Origin of the sequence: Streptococcus sp. 27098_8_186, from assembly GCF_041432055.1 — a bacterium.
Taxonomy (GTDB): domain Bacteria; phylum Bacillota; class Bacilli; order Lactobacillales; family Streptococcaceae; genus Streptococcus; species Streptococcus dentalis.
This window is the reverse complement of sequence record NZ_JAPVYV010000012.1, coordinates 19,240-43,223: the sequence shown is the minus strand read 5'-3', so window position 1 is coordinate 43,223 and position 23,984 is coordinate 19,240. Positions and strand designations below refer to the sequence as shown.

Below are 23,984 nucleotides of genomic sequence, written 5' to 3'. Positions count from 1 at the left end.
CTTACGGGACTAGAGGCCTGGTCTGCTTCACTGACTTGGTGCAATTAACCTTTTGGCTAACAAAACAATGTTTATGATGTTGATTTCATTTAATAGTATTTGTGTAAAATACCAGAGGTTTTCTTTGCTATCCCAAATCCAAATGATTAGTTTTCGACTGGACGCATTGAAGTTTGAAAACCTTTACAAAAAGCTTCTACCTACTATTTCCACGTTTTCTTATGTCTCCGGACAAACTAAGCAGGTTTGCCCGACCGTCCAACCGATCCGACACACACGACATGACTGCTCTTTTACGATAAGAGCATGAACAGATATCAGCAAAACAGGCCTAAAACGAAGTAACCTAAATTTTAACTCGATAAGGCATTGGTATCAATCCCTTCTTCATCTTTCTAACTATATTATACTCAGCTACCTAAGTAATTGCAAGCGATTTCAGCTGAAACTAGTTCCTATTTTTATGCGGTTTTATAGATGATTTAAGGAAAAGAAAAAGCTAGAGAGCAAGTCTCTAGCTTAGCATGCAGACAAACTACTTCTACATCAAACAACCTAAGTGATGTCGCTTCTGTCCTACTCCCTATTTTCACTTTGCATTTTACGGGCTTTGTATCTTAGTCTTTCTCAAACAATTGATAATAGTCTGCGATGGTCATTTGGGCTTTTTCTTCTTGATTGAGGTCTTGGACGATGTGTCCGTCTTTCATGACAATCAAACGATTTCCATATTTCAAAGCATCTTCCATATGGTGGGTGATCATAAGAGCTGTGAGGGCATCTTGTTTCACAAACTCATCCGTTAAGGTCATGAGCGCCTGACTGGTTTTTGGATCCAAGGCAGCAGTGTGTTCATCTAAAAGCAAGAGTTCTGGACGTTTCAGTGTCGCCATCAACAGGCTCAAGGCTTGTCGTTGCCCCCCTGATAGAAACTCAACTGCTGTATCGATATGATTTTCCAAGCCATTGCCGATCTTAGCAAGAACTGTCTGAAACTCTTCTTTATAGCTTGCCAAGTGACGCGGAATCAAACCACGTTTTTCTCCGCGAAACTTCGCTACCAAGAGGTTTTCCGCTACTGTCATGCGAGGCGCTGTTCCCATTTTAGGATCTTGAAAGACACGAGATAGGTACTTGGCTCTCTTCTCAGGAGAGTAGTTGGTCACATCTTCACCTAGAATATAGATCTTCCCGCTACTAACTGGAAGTGTCCCAGCAATGGTATTAAAGAGGGTTGATTTCCCAGCTCCATTGCCCCCTAAAATCGTGATAAAATCATGCTCTCGAATTTCCAAGGAGACATCATCCAGAATGACTTTTTCTTCATTCATCCCATTGCTCACAGCTTTGGTTACATTTTTTAATTCTACAATTGCTGTCATTTACTGAGTTTCGCTCCTTTCATGATTTTTCCCTTAAAGGTTGGAATCATCAGACAGATAGCCAAGATCAAGGCACTGAAGATTCGGATATAGCTGGTATTGATACCAAGCGCAATCACGGCCCAAATCAAAAATTGGTAGGCGATTGAACCGATTGCAATACTGAGCAAGCGCTCTGTCAAGGTGACATTTGAAAAGAGAACCTCTCCAATAATGAGGCTGGCAAGCCCGATAACGATGACACCAATCCCACGTGAAGCGTCTGCATAGCCTTCTTGTTGGGCCATCAGTGCACCAGAAAGAGCAATAATCCCATTTGAAATGACCAAACCCATCAATTCCATCCGGTCGGTGTTGATCCCAAAACTTTTTGCCATGTCTGGATTATCCCCTGTCGCAATATAGGCTTGACCCAAGCGTGTATCCAAGAAGAAGATCAAACCAAGGATCACAAGCGTTACGAAAATTAAACCAATCAGGATCTCATTGAACCCACTGGCGAAAGGAAGAAATTCCTGAATTTTTTTATAGCCCAAAAGTCCCAGATTAGCCCGCTGCATCACAAAAAGAATGACTGAGTTACAGGACGTCATCACAAGAATTCCTGACAAGAGCGTCGGAATTTTCCCTTTTGTGTAGAGAAGGCCCGTCGCGAGTCCTGCTAAGCATCCTGCACCAATAGCAGCCAGGGTCGCTATAAGCGGATTGACCCCTTTTGTGATCAAGGTCACCGCCACCGCTCCTCCAAGCGGGAAGGACCCTTCTGTCGTCATATCTGGAAAATCTAGAATTCGGAAGGTCATAAAGATTCCTAACCCTAAAATGGCCCAAATTAAACCTTGTGAAACAATTGAATTAATCATAGTTTCTCCCTTCGATAATAGTAATTTAATTGTAACATAAATCAAAAATGACTTCTATCAATTTTTGTCAATAGCTGAAACGTTGAGAAATAGCCACTATTGATCTAAAATAATTTCAGTTGATTAACATCAATTTAAAAAAATCGTATTCAAAATCGTATTCATTGCCCGCATAATTGAGAGAACGAGCCCGAGGGCTTTTTTATTTTGTCCGTTATAATAGACAATCTCGATAATTGCCGTTATAACATAAAACCACTCTGTATTGAGTGGTTTTAAAATATACTGCTATCTCGTTTCATTTATTCGAACGATCGTCACGCGAAAAAGATCCTTGATTTCATCGTATTTCTATGGCTTTATCTTAAACAATCACGCGAAAATCACGCGAAAGGCAACAAAAAAGCCCTCCCGATTGGGGAGGGTGTGTGTCTTATTATAGATTCTCTGGCCACGGATCGTCTGTGGTGTACGTCATGTTAGTAAATCTGATATCTGTGATATCTTGATCGGTTGGTACTGGATCATCGAACTGTAAGCGAACATGATTCTTATCACTACTGCCACCCACGTACCACGTACCATAGCGCTTCCCTTTATCGTCCATCATGATCCCGATCTTCGACCCTGTGGGACGGAAACCAAGCGGTAGAGCGCCTATCGGTAGAATTGTGACGTTTCTCTCTTTGTCTGAGCTTTGAGGGAAAAATCCTTCAGATCCTCTACGTTCGATCCCAAACCAGCCCCATTTTAGCCCACCGAAAGTAATCTCCACGGTAGAGTTAATTCGTCTAAGCTCGATATATGCGTTATCCAAATTTGATTGAATATTATTGGGTCGTACTGAGCCTGTATCACCAGCTAAAATCGACCATGTCCGCCACCCAGTGCCAGGACTTTTCTTGATCCACTTATAAGCTCCGTTTTTAGCTGTGGTATCGACATAAGTTGTACCAATATCAGCTTTTAAATCATATGGAAAGCCTTCACCTTTTAGGTCAGTGTCGTTCGCTTCAACATTGCGTTTCAACTCCTCAAGATCGTTTTTGCTTGCAAGACGGCTTATTTGGTTTTGGAGACCAGAGAAAGTCGGAAATAAGCTGTATGCTTTGTTCAATGACAAAAAGTTTTTTTGACTGTTGTTGAGATTATAAATATCTTTCCCGATTAGTTTGATAGTTTCTTTTAATTTATCCATGTGTCACCCCTTAGAGGCTATTTTTTGGCCGAAGTAAATCTGTACAAAGTCAGTATTTTCAAGGTCAGTGAATTTCTGACCAAGCTCGGTCATTTTAGACACGATCGCGCTGTCTGGGTTTTCGCCAGCCTTGATCTTATCTGCGATCTCTTTAAGAGTGTCCAGCTCTTCTGGTACACCTTCACCTAAAATTGCCGTCTTGACACCTTGGATAGCTGTATCCAGTTGTTGCTGTGTGATTCCACCTTGGCCAATTTCAGATTTATCAGCCTTGCTTGCAAGCGTGGTCTTGATCTCTTTGATATCTGTACCTACTGCTTGTGCAAATCGAGTTAGTTTTTCGGTATTTAAAGTCATATTTTTCTCCTAAATTTTAGCTAGATTGTATAGTACGGTAAGGTCTGGAAGTTCTTCAGCCTGTGGCCCGTTTGGGTGCGCTGAGATATACTTGTCGATTTCTGTCTTGACATCATTTTTCACCAAATCTAAAACCTGCTCGCTTGTGTATTCGTCTGCAGACTGAACCACGTCAACTCGGACGTTTTGATCACTTGGAAATACGTATCCACCGCAAACTACTTCGACCAGATAACTTTCGACTGGGAGGACTTTAGGAATTTTAAACGTCACTTTTGACCCTTGGACGGTCGTACTAAACGACGCTTTGCCCTGTCTACTAGTAAAGTGAACTGTAGCTTCCTGCCCGTCAAGATCGATCGGAGTCCATCTCTCATCGTATAATTCAAACCCAAAAAGGGAAGCCGAGTCGCCTTGCTTGACAACTCGACCGCCCTCAAACTGCTTTAAATTGGTACAGTTTGAGCGATTCATTCAATCACCCCTTTACTCGTAATAGTTCACTAGGTCGTCTTTGTCCCAGCAAGATAACCAGATAGGGCCGAATTGCCCGAACTCAAACAAACGCCAGTAATAACCGCCGTAGTAGCCACCTTTGCCCGTATCTGTGATATTAACTTCATCGAGCTCAAAACTAAAGTACATTCCAGCTTTAAAGTCTTGATCCGCACCGTCTGGCAAGTTGTTTCCGTCCTTATCAACCCAGTTTACCAAAGAAACAGGAATACCGTTCTCAGTCCAATCAAAACCGACGGGTGCGAGATAGTCGCACTTGATTTGATAGATACCGTTAACGTATTTGACCTCATTCGCTTGATAAAAGGCCTTATCTTTTGGTTGTACTGCCGTGTTAGCTTGGTTGTTGGTCTGAGGTGCCGTGTTAGCGTATCGCCAAACTTCGATATAAGCTGGTTTATTCCAGCCATAATAATCATTCCAAGGATAGGTATTAATAGCTTGTCCGGGTGCTCCCTGCGTTGAATAGTCGCACGAAATGAAGTATGTATCGTCGATCATAACTCCGACGTGGCCACCAGCACCACCAGATGAGGACATATCAGCGCCCCATGACATAAGAATAATATCGGCCGGTTGTGCGTCCCAGCTTTGGTTAATGCTTACGCGGTAGAAGCCATTGTTTGCGAGTTGCTGGCCAAGCGTAACTGTTGACGGCAAGCCGATGATATTGATACCGGCTTCTTTTAGCACTTGCGACATGATACCGGAGCAATCCCCGGTACCATCTGCACCGTTACGGCTTCCGAGCATTGAATAGGTAATCAGTCCACGACGACTAATAAAACCGTTAACAATAGATTGTTGTACACTCATTGTCTATCTCCTATTTCTTCCATTCATCGTTGGCTGTTTTTACTGCTGATTCAATGAATGTATTTAACTGATCATTGGTTAAATAGATATTGTGTGCTTCAAGCACTTCGATAAGGCTTGTTTTTGCGTGTTCTCGCTTAGCAGAACCGTGAATATCCAACTTGTCCGCAACTTGTTCTGTAGCGTTGACTGCGTTCTTAGCCAAGATCTCAACGATCTCGATTGTTTTCTTTCCACCGCGCATAAGCAAGTATTTTTTGATTGCTTGAACCACGATACCAGTCAATACTACTAAAATGCTCATCGCTGATGATGTAATAATGCTTGTAATTTGATCCATGTTATTTTTCCTCTTTAATTTCTAGCTCTAAGAAGCGCTCAAAGAGCACTCTTATAGCACCGTTACCGCCTAGTTCGACGTAACTTTCATATAGTTTAGACAACTCCTCTAGCTCGTGCTGGTTCGTGTGTCCACGCTTGAGCGCGTTCTTCAAATTCTCCTGCAATCGAAAACGTTGAAGTCGTTGTAAGCCTTTCCCAATGATAGTCAGATTCTTCTGGTTATCTTTTCCGATTTCTTCCACGGTTGATACTGACTTCTCGAGGGTGTCTATCTTATTAGATAGACCCTCAAGACGTTTGTCAGCTTCTTTCGTTGTTTTGGTACTCTTAAAGGAAAAGTAACTTGGGATAATCACGACTAAAACGGGTGTCAGCTTGTCCACTAGTGCCAATAGGTCCAATTAAACCACCCCCTATTAAAAGTCACTAGCTTACTGGACGGGTTGAGTTTCTAAATCAGTATTAGATGGTTTTGGTTCTGTCCACTTCCAAACTGCCAGCTTGCCGTTTTGTGAGAGTGATCCCTCAAGATCAGTCACGGTCTCGTTGTTGTAAGTAAAATCTTGATTTACTTGGACTAACACACGTTGGCCCTCGCCATATTTTGGAGTATAGTTCGGGTTATTAACCGTGAAGATTTCGTAAGGTTTGTAAGTCTTACCAGCTTGACCAGCTTCGACCAATTCCAAACCACGCGCATAAAGTGTTGGATCAAGTGGGCTTTCCGTGTTGGTTACCGCTGCCAAAACTGCCCAGTCTGCTACTGACTTAACTTCTGAGATTTTAGTATCTTTCTCAGCGAGTTTAGTCTCGTACTCTTGCGCTTGTGTATGCAAGTCCTCTTGCAATTTCTTCACACCATCGGCTGGGTTTAATTCGGTCGCTACTTGACCGAGTACGGCTTGGATCAGCACTTCATCTGATTCGTTCGTGCGGTCACCAATCAAAACACGCTCAAAGGCTGTGTAAGGGTTAGCCGAACGGATTGAAACGAAAGTGCGTCCTTCTTCTTGCATGTATTTGTTAATAAGTTTAAATTCCATGTTTTATTATTCCTTTTCTAGTTTTTGAGAGGCCTCATCAAAGAGGTCTTTGAGTGCTGTGTCGCTGTCTAAAACGCTGTTAACACGCGCTATTTGTTTCTGTGCTTGTTCGAGTTGCGCTTGAGCTTCTTCAAAATACGCTTTGTAATTCGCATTTTCGATAGCTTCGTTAGCAAATTTAATAGCGAGATTGTTGATGATTTTATCTGTTGTGTTCATGGTGTCCTTTCTATCTCCAATATTTATAATACCCACCTCTTGTATAATTTCTGCCATCGTCCAAATTTCGGAAGTTATCAAAGATGTTATCTAGTATTTTCACAAGATTTTTATTTTTAATGATAATATCCTCGATATTATGGATTGTATTATCGACTGTGTTTATTGCAATTGATTTTGGGTCATTTGCGTTGTACATAAACTCAACTAAGTCGCCGTAGATATTGACTGCTGTTGTATTGTCGTTCGCATTCCAGATCTGGATCCCAGCCGACCCGTCGTCCATTTTGATGTGTTTCCGTGAGTTAGACATGAGCGCTGTGTACGATCCATCTTTTCCTGAGATTCTACCAGATCCAAAAACCAAGTATTGTAATGGACGGTTTGCGAATTGATTTTTAATTCCTACGCCTTCCTTGTTCATTTCAATCCAACCAGTCTGTAAGTTGAAGTCGGTAATACCATTCAATGATGATAACGTGCCACCCTTGATAATGTTTGCGGTCAGCCCGTCTGCTACGATATTCTTTGCCGATACATTGATAAGCCTTGCTTGACTAGCGTCGATCTCGGAGATATGTGCTGTCCCGATCTGAGCATTGCCAATCATGGATTTTTTAATCACACCATTTTTGATAATGGTTTTTTCACCAACCGAAAGCAAGCCCTCGTTGATCCTGATTGAGCCGTCTGGGTTGAGGTTTAACTGTCCCAGCACGTCCCCCGCGCTGTTTAGGTTACGGACCGACCAAGACCCCGCAAGCTGTGTGACTTGAGTCCGTGTAGCTTCCGCCGTTTCTTTGGCCTGTTTGGCCTGTTCTGCAACTTGGATTGCTTTTGCTTGTGCGTCGCTAGCAAGTTCTTTCGCTCTATTGCTAGCCTTATAAGCATCATCAAACTGACTTGGCTTGTATGGTCCGGTATTCGATCCGCGGACCAAAATAGGTTCCTTAAATTCTACCCAGCCATTCTTGGCCAAATAGATATAAAATGGGTAGTTCACGTCTTCTCCGAAGGCAAAGTCTTCTTGAACTGTGAAAGTTTTTTGGAACTCTTGCCACTCGTTTAGAGGGGGTCTATTTTTTCCAATGTCAGACGATAAAAGGATTTTATTTAATCCGTGGTTCTTGACATTAAAAGCAAAAGAACTGTCTGGATATTCCCTAATACGGTACTTAAACCCTAACGTGTAAGTTTCACCGTGGTATATTTTTTTAACGTAAATTGGAAGAGAGAACCCTGTCCAGTTATAGCCTGTTAAACCTTGCGCCTTAATTGTAAAAATACCATCACTCACAGATACGTTTGCATTTGGATTGTTGTTTCCGACAAGCGTATTAGTGGACATGGTCATTGAGTTTACAATCAGATTATTATCATCTGTGACATATTTTCCAACCTCGGTCTGGAAAATCTCACTACTCATTACAAGCCGTGATAGCTTATCGGGTGCGTCTGTTTCGGACGTACCGATAATACGCTCATAGAGTAGAGATGTTTCTTTAACTTTTTGGAAGTCTGTTTCATTGACTTTTCCAGCAATCTGACTAGATAATGTGGTCAACTGGCCATCAATACCTTGTTTAAACTCAGCTAGTTTAGCTTCGTTATCTCTAGTTAGAGCTTCAAAACGTTGTCTTGTACCTTCAGCATTTTCTGTAAAGGTACTCTTTGCGACATAATCTCGCGATAAGGTCTCGCGAATAGTGGTCGATAAACTAGCTGTTTCCTCTCGAGCGTATCGCTTCAATTCTTCTTGACGTTGGTCGTCTTTATCAATAAATGATGTTATTTCTCCGATTTTGGTTTTAATGCCTGCTGTCGTTTGATCGACTTCTAGCATTTTAGAGCCATATTCATTTCTAAAGGTCGTAACATCTTGACTTAATCGTGTTTGAGCCTGTTCTGCCGTCACCTTGAACGTGTTTAAATTCTTAACGTTCTCGTTTGCGATTGCTTTCGCTTCTTTGGCTAAATCAGCACTTGTTCCAGCTTTTTTTAAGGATTCGTCAGCTTTTGCGTTCGCTTGCGCGATAGCTTGATTTGCTGAGGTTTGAGCGTCGGAGACTATTTTTTCAATCTTTGACGTATCGACTTTGAGGATCTTTGGAAGCCATTCCGTACCTGACCAATAATAGAGCTCTGTTTCCTCTCCTACGGTTAAATATAAGAGATCGCCTTCGTGGAGCGTACCTCTTGGCTCGTCTTTTGGCTTCGTTGTGCCGTAATAGTTGGTATTCTTACTATTTGCGGAAACAAGCGCCCGTGTAGCCACCTCAAGAGCCCCTTCAGCGTACTCTCTCGATTCAGAAACGCTTCGCATGATCGAGCCTTCCGACGTGATCGCTTTCTGTACAGTCCCAATATCGTTACACGTTACCTTGTGAGACAAGAGCCGGCCTGTGACGTCGTAAGAGCTTTCGTAAGATACGATACGAATCTTTTCACGAAACCCGATCGTCTCATTAATAGCCATGATATAGTCACCAGCGCGTGGCCGTGTGTACTTATATCCGGCTTGCGTGAGATCTTCCATATCAAGTTGAATCGAGATCGAATAGGACTCGTCGACTTCTTTCTTTAGCCGTTCTAAGAGCTTGCCTGTGTCTTTGTAACGCTCATCTGTTACGGGCTCGCCCTCAATACGGCCATAAATTCGAGCGAGTGGGCTTTCATACTCTGAAGTATATCGGCCTGCGTCATGGTTGTTTTCGTCTTTCCACGCACCAAGGCCTTTCTTGTAAGTGATAAACGCTCCGATATTCTTTTCGAGTGTGAGCTCGTTCATGTTGAAATTTTTCCGGACCACGGTCGAAAGATCCGTCCCGACCTTCTTCACGATCCGGACAACTTTCCCAGTCACCGAGAACTCAAGCCCCGCTGCCTTGATGATATCTTTAAACATGGAAAGACGTTTCGTGTTCCCGAAATTCTCTTTTCGAATCGCCCCCGCTTGTGCCTCGATGACGTAACGATACCCGCTATTCTTGAAAATCGCTTCGATATAAACTTCAAAGCGATTTGAACCATTAAACTCTTGATAACAATTTGAGTGCTCGAAATCGTAAAAGAACTGGTGGACCGCGTCAAAAGATAGCGAAATATTTTTTCCTTCGTCTTTTGGCTTGGCGTAAATGATCTTATAGAGCTCGCCATCGAAAGTAAAGCTCCACCCCCGATCTAATCGCGAAAGAACTTGCTTGTTAGATACAATCGTTCCCGAGATTGATCGCTCGCCATTTACTGCATTTTTTGTTGTCAATTCGACTTGGGCTCCGTATCCGTTGCCCCTTTCGTCGTAAAAAGTAATCAATGATCCACCTCCTCTCTAGCGATACAGCTCTTTAAATCCGAGGATCTTGACGGTCCCCTTGAAATTAGTAAACCAATTAATCGACCGGTTAGGCTTTGGCCTAATAACGAAATATTCGTAATTCGTCCGGTTATTGACGTTTAGATCTTGCGTGGCCGGTCCTTGATAGATTGCTGTCTCAACGCCTTTTAAAAGGAGCTTCTGGCCCGATCTTAAAGGCGTTTCTGTGTGTCGATAAGTAAACCGACGGCCGTCAATCTCAAGGAAAAAATCAGTATTATCAGCGTTTGCGGTCAATTCCACAACAAACGGAACCTCTAGCTGACTAAGTGGGGCCGTGCCGTTATATGGGAAGCTGTTCGCTGAAAGTGCGAGATCCCTTGGAACTGTCTCGCCATACGGAAGCGTAGCCGTTACAAACGAAAACGAAACATTGTACTTGATACCAGCTTCAGAATTGCCGATAAAGTCAAACTCGATTTGACCATCGCCCACAACGTTATAACGATACTTCCAGTTTGCGTGTGGCAACTGGGCGATATTGAGATCGCCCGTCGTCTGCCCCGGAGTCTGGAAGTCGTAAATATTGTTTACGTTTTGGTATAGCTTGGTAATATAAAAGCTATCGTCACCCAAGACCCAGCGAGAAATTTCGTCCTTTTTGTTTAGAAAGTCCTCCATAGAACCCGCTGAAAGCCTTGCTGTGACGGAGATTTTCTTTTCGGTATAAGTCAAGCCGTCGAAAATATAACCATTGCGCCCCTTAACGGTTCGCCTTGATAGTTCCACGGCCGGGGGCGAATCTTCGACCGTGATATTGTAAAGACCAAGGCCAGAAAGTTTCTGGCTTTGGCCGTCTTTTTCAATTAATAAGTCCATCGTTCCCCCTTACGCGAAATAAGCGTCCAGCGCCTTTTCTCTCGCGTCTTTTTCTTTAATCGTGGTATAGATCTTATCTCCCACAATCTCGTTATGTACTTCGAATTTTTGGTTCGAAAGTTGCGAATTTTTAACCTCATCGCTCAAGTCCTCAAGAGATGAACGGACGCCCGAGCTTGTCACGCTCGCGCTTGTGGTCAATACGCTATTAGTCTGATAGTCTTGATCTGTGATAGCTTGCGCGTATTGTTTGGACATTGCCTTAATATCACCGACCCAGTCTTTCATACCGATATAGAGACCTTCACCCGTGAAGCCCCCGATCGTTTTCATGACGCGGGACGGCGAGTGAATACTCAACGCCGAACGCATAACCGAAGCGATATTTGAAGCGATACTAGAAGCGAGCGCATAGAGCGACCCAGCCATTGAAGCAAGACCATTGTATAGACCAATGCCAGCATTAAAACCGACCATTTGAAGCATAGCCGGAAGCAAGCCGAACGAAGCGGAAATCTGAGCACAAGTTGACCTAGTAAGCGAAACGGCTTGCGTCATGCTTGATTGCATGGTACTAGTAAACGCGTGCATACCGCTTTTAGCGCTATTTGTCACGCTTTGGAACGTTGACTTATACGCGCTTTCTAGCTGTTTACCAGCCGAAGAACTCACTTGTGAGATCTTGTTAAGCCCAGCTTGTACCGCTTGAGCTGTCGCGTTCATCTCGCTTGTAACAGTCTTCTGCATATTTTGGTAATTCGTGGTAACTGCTTGTGAGAGTTGCGCGCTCGATTGTTGGGCTTGTTGCGTTACTTTGGCAAAGTCAGCTTGTGCATTATTCGCCATCGTATTTGTAGCCGTCGTTGCGCCTGCTTGCATTTGTTGAAAGTTGCTCACTACTCCAGAATTCGCAAGTTGGGCGTTCGTGTTAGCTGCTGTATTCACGCCCGCTGTGCTCGCGTTGGCGTTATTAAGGAGCTGATCCATCTGATAGCTTGCATTAGCATTTAACTGGCTGATATTGCTTACTACGCCCGTGTTCATTTGGCCCGTTTGAGCTGTCGCGTTCGCGTTCATTTGGTTGAACGACGTATCGGTATTCATTGCGAGCTGTTGCATATTCATGGTGCCGTCAGCGTTCATCATACCGAAATTCGTTGATACACCTTGTTGCATAGTCGTTGTGCTTGTCATCGTACTATTCGCAAGGTTCATCATGTTGTTCGATACGTCCGCGGTCATCGTATTCGTTGACGTGCTGACATTCGATTGCATTTGCTGATAATTTGTACTGACGTTAGTATTCGCGGTCGTTGCGTCAGAGCTTACTTTCGCGGTCGTTTCCGAGCTCTTAGCTGAAATATGATCCGCTGTTGCTCCGATTGTCGCTTCAACCTTCGCCCCGCCTTTTTCTGACTTACCGGAGATCCAATCCCAGATCCCACCAAAGAAGTTACCGACCGCGTCCGCAACGCCTTTCAGAGCGTTCGGAATGAAGTTAAGCAATGCACCACCGAAGCCCTTGATGATATCCCATGCAGCGCCTACAATCTTAGGAATACCAGTAATCAATGACGTTGCAAGTTGGACGATCAATTGCAAGCCGGCCATAGCTAGTTGAGGCAAGGCTTTAGCAAGTCCCATGATAAGTTGACCGATAATCTGCGCGCCGGACTGTGCAATCTTCGGCAAGGCGTTAATAAGCCCTTGGACAAGCGCCACGATAAGCTGAATACCACCTTGCAAGATCGTTGGTAAGTTTGACAAGATCGTTTGAATAAATCCGACAATGACTTGTGTCGCAATATCGATGATCGTTGGTAAGGCTTGAATGATCCCTTGGACGACATTCATCAAAATTTGAATACCTTGTTGAAGGATCTGCGGGAATTGCGCTTGCATATTAGTAATAAAGTTAGTTACGATCTGTTGCGCCGTTGTAAGGATCTGCGGTAAGTTTTGCAAGATCCCTTCCGTAATGCTAAGAAGTAACTGCATACCAATAGCGAGCAATTGTGGTAATGCTGAAAGTAAGCTATTGACCAAGGTCCCGATAACAGTTACCGCGGACGAGATCAATGATCCTGCATTTTGGCCCACACCTTGAACGAGGCTACCGATCAACTGGATCCCAGCGTTAACGATAACCGGGAACATTGTCGCAAAACCTTGCGCGAGTTTAGCCACTAGATCAGCACCCGAAGCGATTAGGCTCGGTAATTGACTAGTGATCCCGTTTACAAGGTTTTGAATAATCATCGGCCCTTTAGTCGTTACTGTGGTAATCAACTGATCGATCTGTTTCCCGAATTGTTGGTTAATCAGGCCAAGACCAGCAAGAACAAGCCCCAAGATAGCAGCCGGACCAATTGACGCGAGGGCAATTCCCATAACGTTTGCGATCCCACTTGACATCATGGACAAAATTCCTAATCCTTCTCCGGAAACACGGCCTAGAACTCTAGGAACCCCTCCCAATTTTCTACCAAAACCGAGAACAGATTCACCAGCTGTCACAAACGCATTAGAAGCAATTGTTCCGAATCCAAGAATTGAGCTTGCAACTGGACCAATAGCACCAGATAACATTTTTATACCGCGCACCGCTGGACCAAACGCGAACGCACCCACAAGGGCCGTCACGGCTGGGGTCACTGCTTGCATGGTGCCTTTAAACTTGTTTGCCTGCTCGTCGGTCATTTTAGTTCCGTTAAGGAATTGATTCAATGCCGGGTTTAACGAGTTTAGAGCGTCTAAGAATTTTTGTAGTCCTTGTGAGTTGGATAGCTTATCAACTAGCTTGTCAATCCATTTGACGAGTGTCGTAAGGACTGGAAGGACTGCCGTTCCGACTTTAATTTGAAGTGTTTCCCAAGATCCACTCAAAGCCTCGACGGCCCCTTTTAAGTTGTTGAGTTTTTCAGCCGCAACTTGTGCCGCCGTGACTTTATCGATAGCTGCTTGCATATTGTTTGCGCCATCTGCTCCCTCGTTCATCGCGATAGTTGCAGCACGCACTGCGTCGGTACCGAACATGGTTTTCAAGGCCATTTGTTTTTCTGCGTCGGTAAGGCCACCCAAGTGATCTTTCAATACTTGCGAGATCTCAGCGAATGACTTGATTTTACCTTCAGCCGTAAAGAACTGGTTCGAGCCATCGGCCGTAATGATACCAAGTTCTTTCATCATGTTCGTTTGTGCTTTCGTCTGCGGTTGCAGATTCATAAGCATAGTTTTAAGAGACGTTCCGGCGTCGGACCCTTTAAGTCCGTTTTGAGCGAATACTGCGAGGGCGTTCGTGGTATCGCGGAACGATAAGCCAAGCCCAGACGCTACCGGAGCGACCATTGAAAGACCATATTTCAACTCGTGAACGTCTGTCGCTGACGCGTTAGCAGCTCCCGCGAGTTGGTTTGCTGCTTGTGTGGCCGTCATGCCGTCGCGTTTAAACGCGTTTAATGCTGTCGACGTGATTTCAGCGGCTTCTTTTAAGTCCAATTCCCCAGCTGTGGCCAAGTTAAGGGACGCGGTAAGACCACCGTTTAAGATATCTTTCGTCGATACCCCGGCTTTTGCAAGTTCGCCGATCGCGTCCGCTGCTTCTGCGGCGCTGAAGGCTGTATCTGCCCCAGCTTTGATTGCAGCGTCGTTGAATTTCTTCATCGTCGCTTCACTCTCACCAGTAACGGCCTTGATATTGCTCATTTTGGCTTCGAACTCAGCGGCCTTTGAAACAGTGCTCTTGATTGCTTGTTTACTAAGGTCAAAGAGTTTGTAAGCAGCAGCCACCCCGAGAACTTGTTTCAACAAGTTTGTTGACGCGCTCGTTGCTCTGTCTGTGTGGCTTACGATACCCGTCAACGCTCCGACTGCCTTCTGTCCGGCCGTCTGGAACGCGTTCCCGAGTCGTCCACTTACAGTACTAGCAAGATTGCTGACGGAAGAAAGGATCCGACCACCGAACGAGTTTTTGACCCGATCCGCGAAGCTGTTCGCTTTGCTGGTCAAGTTCAAAAACATACTGGACCATGAAGAGTTGATCGGGTTCAATACCTTTTGACCAAGCGCACTCGTAATGTTTCCAGCCACCGACTGAATACGAGCTTCGAGCCGGGCCATAGAGTCCCCAATCGCACCGAAAGCCGTCTTATACGATCCGGACATATTGTTTGCCGAATTAGTAAAGACCGAGCCGATACTGTGGACTTTGGAACTGATCCGGCTTGCCATAGAGTCGACGCTGTTTGCCATCTCAGCAAACGCGCTCTTTGGCGATTTGATCGCGTTTGAAATATTAAAGTCAAACGCTTTTTTGATTTTAGAATTAATGCTGGCCCCAATAGTTGAGACGTCATTTTTCATCGTGCTTAAGACTGACTTAATGTCACTTGAAACACGAGTAAATGCCTTCCGTATGGGGTCAGGTAATTTTGCGCCGATGTTTGAAGAGATACGCTGTAGCTCTCCGAGGGCGATTTTGAACCCGCCGGTCAATCCTTGGCCGATCTTGGATCCGATATTCTGGTTACTGTTTGCGAGCCGGTTCATTAATTCCCCGACTTCACGAATCATTTGATTTGCGCTCTTTGACGCTTCCTGTGCCGCGTTTTGAAATGCTTTACGCGTCGAACTCACGACGTCGCTCATCGCTTTTTCATACCCGGTTAAGTCCGCGCCGATTAACGCTTCGATCGATCCATCAAAAGCCATCGCCCCACCTCCTATCTATCTATTTCTGAAATGTTCATTAAGACGCTCGATCTTCTCAAGCATACCTTTTGAGTCTCCGCGCTCTTCGCGTTGTCTGAATAGGCGTCGGACCTTTTCACGATCTTTTTTCTTGCTCAACTTGCCAAAGTCCGCTTTTTTAGCGTTTAGCGTATAACGTAAGTTAAAAGCAAGCTCGACGAGGTTTTCCCTCTCTTCGATCGCTCGATAGTAAAGGCCCTCGCGAATTGCGTCGAGCTCATTTTTCGTACATGAAAAAATAATATTCGGGTCAGTCAGACCCAAACGCGCACATTCTATTAAGAGATTGCGTTTCTCAAGCGCCCAATTTGCGCCTCCGTCTGCTCGATCTGAAGTTCCGCTTGCGCCTTGTCTTCCGCTGTTTCTGCTTTGGCTTTGAGATACTTCAATCCCAGCTCGAGATTTTCTAAGTATTTCGAAACTTTCTCTTTGAAAAAACCAGATTCCACCATTTCTTCTTCTAGTGCTTCAAAAAGTGGCTCTGCGCTTTCTGCTCCGAGTTCTTCCATCTTGTCCGCGATTGCTTTGATCGCTTCTTCATCGCTTACGGCTTTCGCTTTCTTGCTTGCGCATAGCTTGATAAGATCCACTAGAGCCGAATCGTTGCGATCCACAACGCGAAGGAATAGAGCACCGACACCGTCTTCATTGCGTGATCCGTCTGGGCCTTGAGATCCCAAGTCACGATTGACCTTGTACATGGTCATATAATCAAATTTGATCTCGATTGCGCGACTGCCTACTGTAAATTCCATTGAATAACTCCTTTTTTGTCAAAAAAATAAAAGCAAAAGGGCTTCTGAGGCCCCTTTGCTTGAAAAATTAGCGTGTGATATTGTTGTAATCGCCTGTTGTTTCGCCCGGGTTTTGATACTCGTAAACGTCGTTTAACATTGCAATTTCGTCTGCTGACAATGGGAACTTACCATCGCGCAAGCGTCCAACGATACCGACTGTATAGTTCAATTCAACGAATCCATCGATCGCGTCAGTAAATTCAACGTCTTCTGTGATCTTACCATAACCAAATTGAGCTGGGTAAGTGTCTTTGCCGGTTGAAGTCTCTTTGACGCTATCGTCAACGATAACACGCCAGATCTTCAAAGATTCACCGGTTTTTTGTGCGTCCAATACAGTTTGAACTGAAGGGTCTTTAGGCGCGAAATATTGAGTTAACTCGATAGAGTGTTCATCGGTTGCTTTTTCCAACAAACGCCCTTGTTGAGTTTGTTCGTCAATGTATTCGCCACCCATTGTCGTGGTCCCGTCTGTACGGTAAGCCGGAAGCATTGCTCCGTTACCCTTTTCGGCGTGGATTGATTGAATAAAGTAAAATACTTTTTTACCTACGATCGGTTTTGCGATCGTAATTTTAATTTTTGCTTTGTCTTCTGCTTCACCCATTTAATAAGTGCTCCTTTTAAAAAATTGTGTCTGTTAATGCAATGACAATATGATAGACTTCCCGGCCTACCGTATCGTCTAAGAGTACGCTCGCGTTTACATTGCGATTGTGGCCGATTCTGCGAAGGGCCTCAGACTTGACTTTCTCGACCCCGGCCCGGCTTTCCGTGCCCGGTAAGAAAATATCAATTTGAACGCTCATATCCTCGATTATAAGCCCCGTTTGAGCTGTTTTGGACGTGTCCGAGCTAGATTGCCCGATCACAAGAAACGGCTCGAGTGTGTCTTGTTTTGGTAGCTTAAATTTGATCGGAATATTGAGTGGTTTTAGTTTTTCGCGTAAATCTGCGAGCATTTTAACTGAAGGCGTTTCGTTTGCCATGAATCACCTCCTAAACATTTTACGAAGGTTTTTAAATAACACTTCGCTTTCTTCCTTAACGGCTGGACCAAGGAACGGCTGGGCCTTCATCTTCCGAGTTCCAAGCTCCACATAGACCGAATAGCCCGCGGGCGACGTTACCTTATAACGTAACATACCCACCCGAGCGACAAAGATCCCGTTTCGCATGAAGCCGGTATCGACTGCCGCTTTCATCTTGGCTTTTCGTTCCACACGCAAGGCCGATCGCTTCAATTCTGCCGATACAGCCCGACGCGCTTCCCGTGGCTTGTTTTGGACCTTTCGCATGAACTTGTCCAGCCCTTTTACTGTATATGAAAAGCTCATAAGTAAATAACCGTGCTATTATGATGATATTTCTTGCCCTTGATCTTGAGTCTTTGACCGTTGTAAATCACTTCCGAGAAGCCCTTATAAGTGCCCTGTAAGTGCAATTTAAACGAATTAAAATCGTACTTACCATAGAGTCCCATCATCTCATAGTTAGACAATGAATTTCGCATACAAGGGACCGGGAAACTCTTTTTCGTTTCCGTGCTCTCGAGCAATTCGTCCTCTGGTTCTTCTTCAAAGATCAAAGTCACGCGTTCGTTATAGATCATACACGCGCCCCCTTTAAATGAATCGAGCGATTCCGCGGGCGTTGTGTTTGACCGCAAGGCCTTTCAATACGGCCTTATGTTCATCTGTTAGATAGCTAGACTCCCAAGTGAAGCTCCGGCCTTCCTCGCTGTCCGCTGTCGCGCCTTCCGAGTTTAGACGGTTGAAGCGACTGACGGCAACGTCTCGAAGGATATAAGCCACGCTTCCGGGCAATTCCTCAAGTGCTGTGTCCGAGAATTGATTGACGTAAGCGATCATACGCTCGAAGCTATCCCGTACAATAAGGGTCAAAAGATCGTCTTGTTCTTGGTCAGCTTTGGGAATACCTTTCAGCAAGCGAAGCTCTTCCGTTACTTGATCGATATTGATTGCTGTCATCGCTCAAGCCTCCTAAAACTAGGCTGCTACCGCTGAAGTTGGAGCTTCGATTGTAGCTTCCACGACACCGTCCGGAATTTCAGCAAAGAGAACGTTAGCGCCAAAGAATACAGACTCGAAAGTCAAGTTATTCAAGTGACGATCACGCGCCACACCGATAAGACCTGTTTCGTCGGTAAAATCCGCAAACAATCCGCCAAGATCACCACCAGCAACGTTTAGGTAAGCGAAAACAAGGTTTTCAACGGCTGTTGTATAGATCTTGCCTTGTGGGCATGACGGCATAACGATAACGTTTTGCATACCGAGGAAGTTTTGCAAGAGTGTGAACCCGAAAACATTTGAAGCGTCAGACGCAACGGCTGTTGATCCAAGGTATTCAGCCACGTCAAGCGGGTTAACGAAAGAAACAAGCGGAGAGCCTTCGAACTCGTTGAAAGTAGTCAATTTGCCCCAGCTATTTGCAAGAGCTTGTTGAAGTCCTTTCCCTTTAACTTTCGTTTTAGTCTTTTTAAGGTAAGCTAGGAAGTCGTCCTTGATTCCGTTTTGAATTTCGCGAAGCAAGCGTGTATCTGCTTCTGTGATAGCGCGTGACGCACCATGACGTGCGATCGCTTCCGCTGATACAGCACGGCGTTTTTTGAACCATTCTACTGTGTATTCTTGGTCTTTCGCGCGTGTCATTTTAGAAAGCGGAATTGTTTCACCTTCAGCGGTTTTAGTTGTGTCAACGTCCGCTGTCCATTTGTAAGTTTGGATCTTGAGGTCATTTGTCAACTCTTGGCGACGTGTAACGCCCAAAAGTCGAAGCAAGTCGTTGATATTTTTAGAAAATTTGTTGACAAAATCAATGGACTTAATTTCGCCAAGATCTGTCATGGTTGTTAGTTTTGTTTCAGCCATATTTTAATAGCCCTTTCTAATTTTTAAATAGTCCAATGTTTGCAGCGATCATTGCTTGACGCTCTTCGTCGTTCTCAATAGCCATGATCTCCGCTTTCGTCATAGATACTGGGCCCGTACCCTTGCGAGGTGCTTTCTGTGTCAAACGTTCATCGACGCGGGCTTCTACTGCTTTATCAAAGATTTGTCGCAAAGTGCCGATCTTCTCTTTTGTGCTTTCCGCTGTCTCATCGATCACAAAATCGATAAACTCGCCCGGAAGTCCTTCTTCGCTCAATAGCGTTTGAGTGGCCACGCGCATTTCTTTGATCGCAAGAGCTCGCTCGCGTTCTTCGATCGCTTGGATCCGTTTCGCTTCCTCTTCTTTTGCGCGTTCGTCTTTGGTCAGCTTTGCGAGGCGTTCGCCTTCGCTTTTGGCCTTTTCGATTGCTTCAGCTTGCTCTGCTTCCCAGCTTGCGCGGGCTTTGGCAACTTCGGCTGCGATTGCTTTTCCAAACTCTGCGCGTGTAAAGGTACGTTCTGCCTTTTCCTGCTTGGTTTCGACTTGTTCTTCTTGAGTGACGTCTTGCTCAATAGCTTCAGTCTCAACTGCTTGTGTATTTTCTGACATATTTTTCCTCCGACGGTTACGCCGTCAATCGATTGTTCTCGCTTTACGTCCGGCGACGAAACAATGCAGCTTTTAACGTCTTCCGCATAGTCTGGACAACAAAAAAAGCGGTCTATTCCCGCTTGCCAAGATACCGGATCACCTCCGATCACTTATCCTTGTCACCTCGTGACTGTTTAATGCTCTTTATGATACCTTCGATCATTCCAGCGATCACGGCCCAGCCTGCTATCACCAAGAAAGCAAAGCAGAAAAGGCCCGCTGTGTACGATACCATATCCCAGATATTAATCATTATCACCCTTTCTTGTTTTGAGCATAAAAAAAGCACCTAGATGATTCTAAGTGCTTAAGTAATGAATTGCGTTTTTGTATTTTTTAACACGCTCATAATCTGTATCAGTAACAGATTTCAAACGCGATAAATCTGAGTTGTGTTTCAAATCAGCAAGTTTTACAACTCTTGCTAAGTTATTAGATTTTACCTTTTCAAGATATTCTTGATAACTTTGACCTTTTTCCTTTGTCAAAATTTGTACTGCTGTAACAACTTCATTTGATAAACCCGAAACCAGTAAATCATTAACAGTTATATCACTATCCTCAATTACATCATGCAAAAGAGCAACAGCTTTTTCTTGTTCAGTTTTGACTTGACTAGCCACATAGAGGGGGTGCTGTATGTAATCAACGCCAGCTTTATCTACTTGCCCTGCATGGGCTTTTTTAGCGATAGCTAAGGCAATATCAATCATGCTGCTACCAACTTATCAATATAAGTAAACGCGTCCTTTTCTGAAATTTCTTCAAAATCCGTGAAGTCGTTGAAAAAGATTTTATTAAACCAATCAATGCTATCAACCCACTTTTTTTCGATGTCAAAGACTTGCATGACACCATCAATTAAACGAAGCACTTGAGCATTGTTCGTCGTTGTGTGGTAGTATCTAATATCTTTCATATCACTTCACCCTCTCTATATTTTTAGGAATCTTAAGCCCATTGCTTAAACCAAGCATTTCTTTAAATAATTTCATGCGTTCTCGATCAGATGTATTCGTATCACGATACTTCTCATATAGCTTATGTAAGGGACCATTTTTCAAGTCAAAACTTTCCCGAGTATGATATTGTATTTCAAAGTTGATTCCGTCTTTTTCAACGACTGTATTCACGCCTTTATACGGCCCGTCTATTAACCAAGTGTTTTTTACCTTTACAACTTTATACCCCTCTGTAATAAGATCTTGTTTCATCTTCGAATACTCTTTTTCAAAAGTATCTGAATTGAAAATAGTCGTATACCGCAAAGCGTCGTTAATTTCACTTGCAGCTTTTGATAAACTTATATTTTCAGTTTGGCTATCTGTTATAATTTTACGAGTTAAAGACTCTACCGTTTTCTTTCGAAATTCAAGCCCAGCAAGTTTGCCCTTGCCGGCAATGCGTTGCATATCGCTTGTGATTTTCGGCTCTACCTTTGAAATATGATCGAAAAGTTGTTTACTGTGGTATTCAGCCGTTCCTTCCCTCATACTTAAATTATACACTTCGTTTGAATTATTTTCAACACTTTCATTCAGTTCTTCTTCAACCGGCATGATCGTAGACCGGCAATTATAATGGAACGGGGGCATATTCACCCCGACTTGCGCGTCCTCTAGCTTATAGAGTTTGTCTTCTTGCGCGATTCGCCGGCAAATTTGAGTTGTCCGATCATCTAGCACGACCAAGATCCGATAGTATTCAAGCCCGGCTTTTTGGTAACGCTTGATAGTGGCCCGATTTATGACAGCCGTCGCGTCGGTCCTTACTAGCGTTTCAGCTCGCGAGCGTGCCACGTTGAATTCTTTTCGAATTTCGCGGGCCATCTCTTGCGGACTGTCTCCACGTATGAAACCTTGTTTGAATACTTCTTTCAGTTTTTGCGCGAGGCTGTCAGTATTGCCCCAAAGTTGCTCAGAATAATTCCGACCATTAAAGGGCGTCTTGATAATCTCTTCAAACGCTGGACGATTGACCGCGCCTGTACGGCCTCCCATTGCCTTTCTATACGCGTATTCCGCGACGTTGAATAAATACCTTTCGAAGCTCTTGTGAAGCGCTCCTGTGAGCACTCCGAGCCTGTGGATAGCTTCCAACTGCAAAGCCTCAATTCTGATCGCTCGAGCTGACGCGTATTGTTGATTCAATCGCTTCAATAGCTCTGGATCCTTTTCGGCTTGCTCACGGTATAGCGTCGCATTATCCACATAGTCGCTAAGATCCTCACCTCGAAGGCGCTTCGTTGCGTCTTGGTAAGTGAGTTCGTGATCTTCAGCGTACTTTGTGTAAAAGTCAAACAACGACTTTTGAAGCCTTACCGCCTCATTGCGGTAAGTTTTTTCTAACTCAGCGAAAAAGTCTATGTCTTTCCGGTCAACGTATTCGAATATCTCCCGGGCGCGTGCTTCCCAGTATTCATCATGGGCGCTTATCTTCAATTTCTTCATCTGTCGCTACCTCGCCGGCTTGTGGCTCGATTCGTGGGAGCATTTCAAGCGCTTTTTCCGTCTCTTCTTTCATACGCTTCAATTCAGCTTCAGCATTGACCCCAGTCACTTGCTCAAGGATCTCGACGATCGTTTGTTCGCTTACCACGCCATAGAGATTTTTCGCAATAGCGACCATTTCAGCGTCATTTTGTGGCAAGTTTGGCGTGAATACAACGTCCGTCTCATTGATAAGATTGTAATTGTCGGAGTCGTTGCCCTTGATCTTCCAGATATTGACCGCGAGACGCAAACGACGCATGAGGCCTTTTTCAAACAAAAGCTCTTGTTTGCCTCGGTAATTATCCGCTGCCATCATCTTATATTTCATAGCTTCGCCCGATTGCGTTCCTGCGAAATTGTTATCTGTCGTGTCTGGCGTGAAGGTAAAGCGTAAGATATCATTTACTAGCCGTTCCTTGTATGCTTCCGCCCCGGCTGTGTCGTATGTTTTAACGAGATAATTCGCGTTTGGACTCGATCCACCCGGGATCGGGTTATCATCGAGAATCAAGATCTTCGCTTTCTTAAAGGCTTGAGATACCGCAAGCCGTCCGTTTGGATTGACGCGACCGTCTTCCATGAAGTCCTTGTCTTCTACGCCCGTGAACGGATTCCCGGAGATAACCAAAAGAGCCTCGTTACTGTCTTGCTGGAAGTTTGCAAGCTCTGACTGTGATAAGTCGTAAGCGTCAATAGAGTCGAGCACGGCTTCGAACGCCCCTGTCCGGTCCGTGTTATTGCTAAACTCATTTACTGGTACGCCATTAAAGAAATGCTCGCTCGTATCCTTGAGATGAAGCGTGTCCGTGTCTTGGTTATCGTCCACATACTCATAAATAGCGTTACTGGTATAGACTTTTACAAAATCGCGTTTGTGTCCGTTACCATAACTGATAGAGTAGTAGTTGATAGCCATCAAAGAACGTTGCTCGTAGCTATCATCGTAAATGACAAACGTCTGTTCTGGATCCATACGATAGAGCTTGACCCAGACCGAACCGTCTTTGTCTCGGTACGCGTTCAAAAGCTCGTAAGCACGGCCATAGATCGCGAGATCTGTCTTGATCGCGACGTTGTGGTCCTTTTCGTTGTTTTGCTTCGAAAACTGGTCAATCTGTTTTTGAATCTCCGCATTTTCGTTCTTATATTCGACCGGGTTCCCCAGCATATAGCCTTGTTCAAAAATAGCAATGTACTTCGCCCAGTCGCTCGCAATCCGATTATCTGCGCTGTATGGATCGCTTTTGTCTTCGCGGTACTTGATATTATTATCGGCGAGATAATAACGCTTGAGCTCTTTCAGTCGGTCCAATTGCTCGGATCTGTGCGTCCCGATATAGTTTTTAAGGCGTTCGATCCATTTCTGGCCTTCGTATTCGATCGTTTCAAAATCTTCGGCCGTCATGATAAATTGACGATTCGCGTTCTCGTCAAAACGCCGTCCTTTTAAGAATTTCAATTTCTTTTATTCC

At 44.4% G+C, this 23,984-nt stretch carries 25 protein-coding genes; all 25 read right to left on the bottom strand.

Going from position 1 to position 23,984, the window contains the following annotated elements; all coding sequences use genetic code 11:
• Positions 1 to 617 precede the first annotated feature (617 nt).
• Complete coding sequence (locus O3602_RS09440; protein WP_003012490.1) at positions 618 to 1,382, bottom strand: ABC transporter ATP-binding protein; 765 nt, start codon at positions 1,380 to 1,382, stop codon at positions 618 to 620.
• Entirely contained in the window at positions 1,379 to 2,245 is an 867-nt protein-coding gene (locus tag O3602_RS09435) for an ABC transporter permease (RefSeq protein ID WP_003012448.1), read from the bottom strand. Before O3602_RS09435 ends, O3602_RS09440 begins: the two co-directional genes overlap by 4 nt.
• A 436-nt stretch (positions 2,246 to 2,681) precedes the next feature.
• Positions 2,682 to 3,443 carry a hypothetical protein gene (locus tag O3602_RS09430; RefSeq protein WP_371611579.1) on the bottom strand — a complete coding sequence of 254 codons (762 nt, stop codon included), beginning with the start codon at positions 3,441 to 3,443 and terminating at the stop codon, positions 2,682 to 2,684.
• A gap of 3 nt (positions 3,444 to 3,446) precedes the next feature.
• On the bottom strand, positions 3,447 to 3,800 hold the full coding sequence (locus O3602_RS09425) for a hypothetical protein (protein ID WP_371611578.1): 354 nt from the start codon (positions 3,798 to 3,800) through the stop codon (positions 3,447 to 3,449).
• Between the two features lie 9 nt (positions 3,801 to 3,809).
• Positions 3,810 to 4,274: a hypothetical protein gene (locus O3602_RS09420; protein WP_371611577.1), complete on the bottom strand. Its 465-nt coding sequence runs from the start codon at positions 4,272 to 4,274 to the stop codon at positions 3,810 to 3,812.
• A 12-nt stretch (positions 4,275 to 4,286) separates the two neighbouring features.
• Entirely contained in the window at positions 4,287 to 5,132 is an 846-nt protein-coding gene (locus O3602_RS09415; protein WP_371611576.1) for a lytic exoenzyme target recognition domain-containing protein, read from the bottom strand.
• Positions 5,133 to 5,142: 10 nt separating this feature from the next.
• The gene (locus O3602_RS09410; RefSeq protein ID WP_371611575.1) at positions 5,143 to 5,472 is read right to left on the bottom strand and encodes a phage holin; all 330 of its coding nucleotides are present in this window, start codon (positions 5,470 to 5,472) and stop codon (positions 5,143 to 5,145) included.
• A gap of 1 nt (position 5,473) precedes the next feature.
• On the bottom strand, positions 5,474 to 5,875 hold the full coding sequence (locus tag O3602_RS09405) for a hypothetical protein (protein ID WP_371611574.1): 402 nt from the start codon (positions 5,873 to 5,875) through the stop codon (positions 5,474 to 5,476).
• Positions 5,876 to 5,905: 30 nt separating this feature from the next.
• On the bottom strand, positions 5,906 to 6,517 hold the full coding sequence (locus O3602_RS09400) for a hypothetical protein (RefSeq protein ID WP_371611573.1): 612 nt from the start codon (positions 6,515 to 6,517) through the stop codon (positions 5,906 to 5,908).
• A 6-nt stretch (positions 6,518 to 6,523) separates the two neighbouring features.
• Complete coding sequence (locus O3602_RS09395; protein WP_371611572.1) at positions 6,524 to 6,736, bottom strand: hypothetical protein; 213 nt, start codon at positions 6,734 to 6,736, stop codon at positions 6,524 to 6,526.
• Positions 6,737 to 6,746: 10 nt separating this feature from the next.
• Positions 6,747 to 10,049, bottom strand: coding sequence for a phage tail protein (locus O3602_RS09390; RefSeq protein ID WP_371611571.1), 3,303 nt, complete (start codon positions 10,047 to 10,049; stop codon positions 6,747 to 6,749).
• A gap of 15 nt (positions 10,050 to 10,064) precedes the next feature.
• On the bottom strand, positions 10,065 to 10,928 hold the full coding sequence (locus tag O3602_RS09385) for a phage tail domain-containing protein (RefSeq protein WP_371611570.1): 864 nt from the start codon (positions 10,926 to 10,928) through the stop codon (positions 10,065 to 10,067).
• Positions 10,929 to 10,937: 9 nt separating this feature from the next.
• A complete protein-coding gene (locus O3602_RS09380) occupies positions 10,938 to 15,638 on the bottom strand; it encodes a phage tail tape measure protein (RefSeq protein WP_371611569.1) in 4,701 nt (1,566 codons plus the stop codon).
• A 317-nt stretch (positions 15,639 to 15,955) separates the two neighbouring features.
• The gene (locus O3602_RS09375) at positions 15,956 to 16,432 is read right to left on the bottom strand and encodes a tail assembly chaperone (protein WP_371611568.1); all 477 of its coding nucleotides are present in this window, start codon (positions 16,430 to 16,432) and stop codon (positions 15,956 to 15,958) included.
• A 67-nt stretch (positions 16,433 to 16,499) separates the two neighbouring features.
• On the bottom strand, positions 16,500 to 17,081 hold the full coding sequence (locus O3602_RS09370; protein WP_371611567.1) for a phage major tail protein, TP901-1 family: 582 nt from the start codon (positions 17,079 to 17,081) through the stop codon (positions 16,500 to 16,502).
• Between the two features lie 16 nt (positions 17,082 to 17,097).
• Positions 17,098 to 17,463: a hypothetical protein gene (locus tag O3602_RS09365; protein WP_049483494.1), complete on the bottom strand. Its 366-nt coding sequence runs from the start codon at positions 17,461 to 17,463 to the stop codon at positions 17,098 to 17,100.
• 3 nt (positions 17,464 to 17,466) lie between these two features.
• Positions 17,467 to 17,811: an HK97-gp10 family putative phage morphogenesis protein gene (locus tag O3602_RS09360; RefSeq protein WP_371611566.1), complete on the bottom strand. Its 345-nt coding sequence runs from the start codon at positions 17,809 to 17,811 to the stop codon at positions 17,467 to 17,469.
• Entirely contained in the window at positions 17,808 to 18,086 is a 279-nt protein-coding gene (locus O3602_RS09355; protein WP_371611565.1) for a hypothetical protein, read from the bottom strand. The genes O3602_RS09360 and O3602_RS09355 overlap by 4 nt, the downstream gene beginning before the upstream one ends.
• 13 nt (positions 18,087 to 18,099) lie before the next feature.
• Positions 18,100 to 18,465, bottom strand: a complete 366-nt coding sequence (locus tag O3602_RS09350; protein ID WP_003017849.1) for a phage head-tail connector protein — start codon at positions 18,463 to 18,465, stop codon at positions 18,100 to 18,102.
• Positions 18,466 to 18,483: 18 nt separating this feature from the next.
• Positions 18,484 to 19,368 carry a phage capsid protein gene (locus O3602_RS09345; RefSeq protein WP_371611564.1) on the bottom strand — a complete coding sequence of 295 codons (885 nt, stop codon included), beginning with the start codon at positions 19,366 to 19,368 and terminating at the stop codon, positions 18,484 to 18,486.
• A 16-nt stretch (positions 19,369 to 19,384) separates the two neighbouring features.
• Positions 19,385 to 19,978, bottom strand: a complete 594-nt coding sequence (locus tag O3602_RS09340; protein ID WP_371611563.1) for a DUF4355 domain-containing protein — start codon at positions 19,976 to 19,978, stop codon at positions 19,385 to 19,387.
• 341 nt (positions 19,979 to 20,319) lie between these two features.
• A complete protein-coding gene (locus tag O3602_RS09335; RefSeq protein WP_371611562.1) occupies positions 20,320 to 20,733 on the bottom strand; it encodes a GTP pyrophosphokinase in 414 nt (137 codons plus the stop codon).
• Positions 20,730 to 20,939 carry a hypothetical protein gene (locus tag O3602_RS09330; protein ID WP_371611561.1) on the bottom strand — a complete coding sequence of 70 codons (210 nt, stop codon included), beginning with the start codon at positions 20,937 to 20,939 and terminating at the stop codon, positions 20,730 to 20,732. Before O3602_RS09330 ends, O3602_RS09335 begins: the two co-directional genes overlap by 4 nt.
• 1 nt (position 20,940) lies before the next feature.
• Positions 20,941 to 22,470, bottom strand: coding sequence for a minor capsid protein (locus O3602_RS09325; protein WP_371611560.1), 1,530 nt, complete (start codon positions 22,468 to 22,470; stop codon positions 20,941 to 20,943).
• Positions 22,442 to 23,917, bottom strand: coding sequence for a phage portal protein (locus O3602_RS09320; protein WP_371611583.1), 1,476 nt, complete (start codon positions 23,915 to 23,917; stop codon positions 22,442 to 22,444). Before O3602_RS09320 ends, O3602_RS09325 begins: the two co-directional genes overlap by 29 nt.
• Between the last annotated feature and the right edge of the window lie 67 nt (positions 23,918 to 23,984).

Coding starts and splice junctions, on each gene's coding strand:
- O3602_RS09330 (WP_371611561.1), bottom strand. CDS start 20,939: ATGAAAGATATTAGATACTACCACACAACGACGAACAATGCTCAAGTG.
- O3602_RS09395 (WP_371611572.1), bottom strand. CDS start 6,736: ATGAACACAACAGATAAAATCATCAACAATCTCGCTATTAAATTTGCT.
- O3602_RS09440 (WP_003012490.1), bottom strand. CDS start 1,382: ATGACAGCAATTGTAGAATTAAAAAATGTAACCAAAGCTGTGAGCAAT.
- O3602_RS09435 (WP_003012448.1), bottom strand. CDS start 2,245: ATGATTAATTCAATTGTTTCACAAGGTTTAATTTGGGCCATTTTAGGG.
- O3602_RS09425 (WP_371611578.1), bottom strand. CDS start 3,800: ATGACTTTAAATACCGAAAAACTAACTCGATTTGCACAAGCAGTAGGT.
- O3602_RS09325 (WP_371611560.1), bottom strand. CDS start 22,470: ATGAAGAAATTGAAGATAAGCGCCCATGATGAATACTGGGAAGCACGC.
- O3602_RS09370 (WP_371611567.1), bottom strand. CDS start 17,081: ATGGGTGAAGCAGAAGACAAAGCAAAAATTAAAATTACGATCGCAAAA.
- O3602_RS09365 (WP_049483494.1), bottom strand. CDS start 17,463: ATGGCAAACGAAACGCCTTCAGTTAAAATGCTCGCAGATTTACGCGAA.
- O3602_RS09400 (WP_371611573.1), bottom strand. CDS start 6,517: ATGGAATTTAAACTTATTAACAAATACATGCAAGAAGAAGGACGCACT.
- O3602_RS09415 (WP_371611576.1), bottom strand. CDS start 5,132: ATGAGTGTACAACAATCTATTGTTAACGGTTTTATTAGTCGTCGTGGA.
- O3602_RS09430 (WP_371611579.1), bottom strand. CDS start 3,443: ATGGATAAATTAAAAGAAACTATCAAACTAATCGGGAAAGATATTTAT.
- O3602_RS09320 (WP_371611583.1), bottom strand. CDS start 23,917: ATGACGGCCGAAGATTTTGAAACGATCGAATACGAAGGCCAGAAATGG.
- O3602_RS09385 (WP_371611570.1), bottom strand. CDS start 10,928: ATGGACTTATTAATTGAAAAAGACGGCCAAAGCCAGAAACTTTCTGGC.
- O3602_RS09345 (WP_371611564.1), bottom strand. CDS start 19,368: ATGGCTGAAACAAAACTAACAACCATGACAGATCTTGGCGAAATTAAG.
- O3602_RS09350 (WP_003017849.1), bottom strand. CDS start 18,465: ATGACAGCAATCAATATCGATCAAGTAACGGAAGAGCTTCGCTTGCTG.
- O3602_RS09375 (WP_371611568.1), bottom strand. CDS start 16,432: ATGGAATTTACAGTAGGCAGTCGCGCAATCGAGATCAAATTTGATTAT.
- O3602_RS09410 (WP_371611575.1), bottom strand. CDS start 5,472: ATGGATCAAATTACAAGCATTATTACATCATCAGCGATGAGCATTTTA.
- O3602_RS09355 (WP_371611565.1), bottom strand. CDS start 18,086: ATGATCTATAACGAACGCGTGACTTTGATCTTTGAAGAAGAACCAGAG.
- O3602_RS09335 (WP_371611562.1), bottom strand. CDS start 20,733: ATGATTGATATTGCCTTAGCTATCGCTAAAAAAGCCCATGCAGGGCAA.
- O3602_RS09340 (WP_371611563.1), bottom strand. CDS start 19,978: ATGTCAGAAAATACACAAGCAGTTGAGACTGAAGCTATTGAGCAAGAC.
- O3602_RS09380 (WP_371611569.1), bottom strand. CDS start 15,638: ATGGCTTTTGATGGATCGATCGAAGCGTTAATCGGCGCGGACTTAACC.
- O3602_RS09420 (WP_371611577.1), bottom strand. CDS start 4,274: ATGAATCGCTCAAACTGTACCAATTTAAAGCAGTTTGAGGGCGGTCGA.
- O3602_RS09360 (WP_371611566.1), bottom strand. CDS start 17,811: ATGAGCTTTTCATATACAGTAAAAGGGCTGGACAAGTTCATGCGAAAG.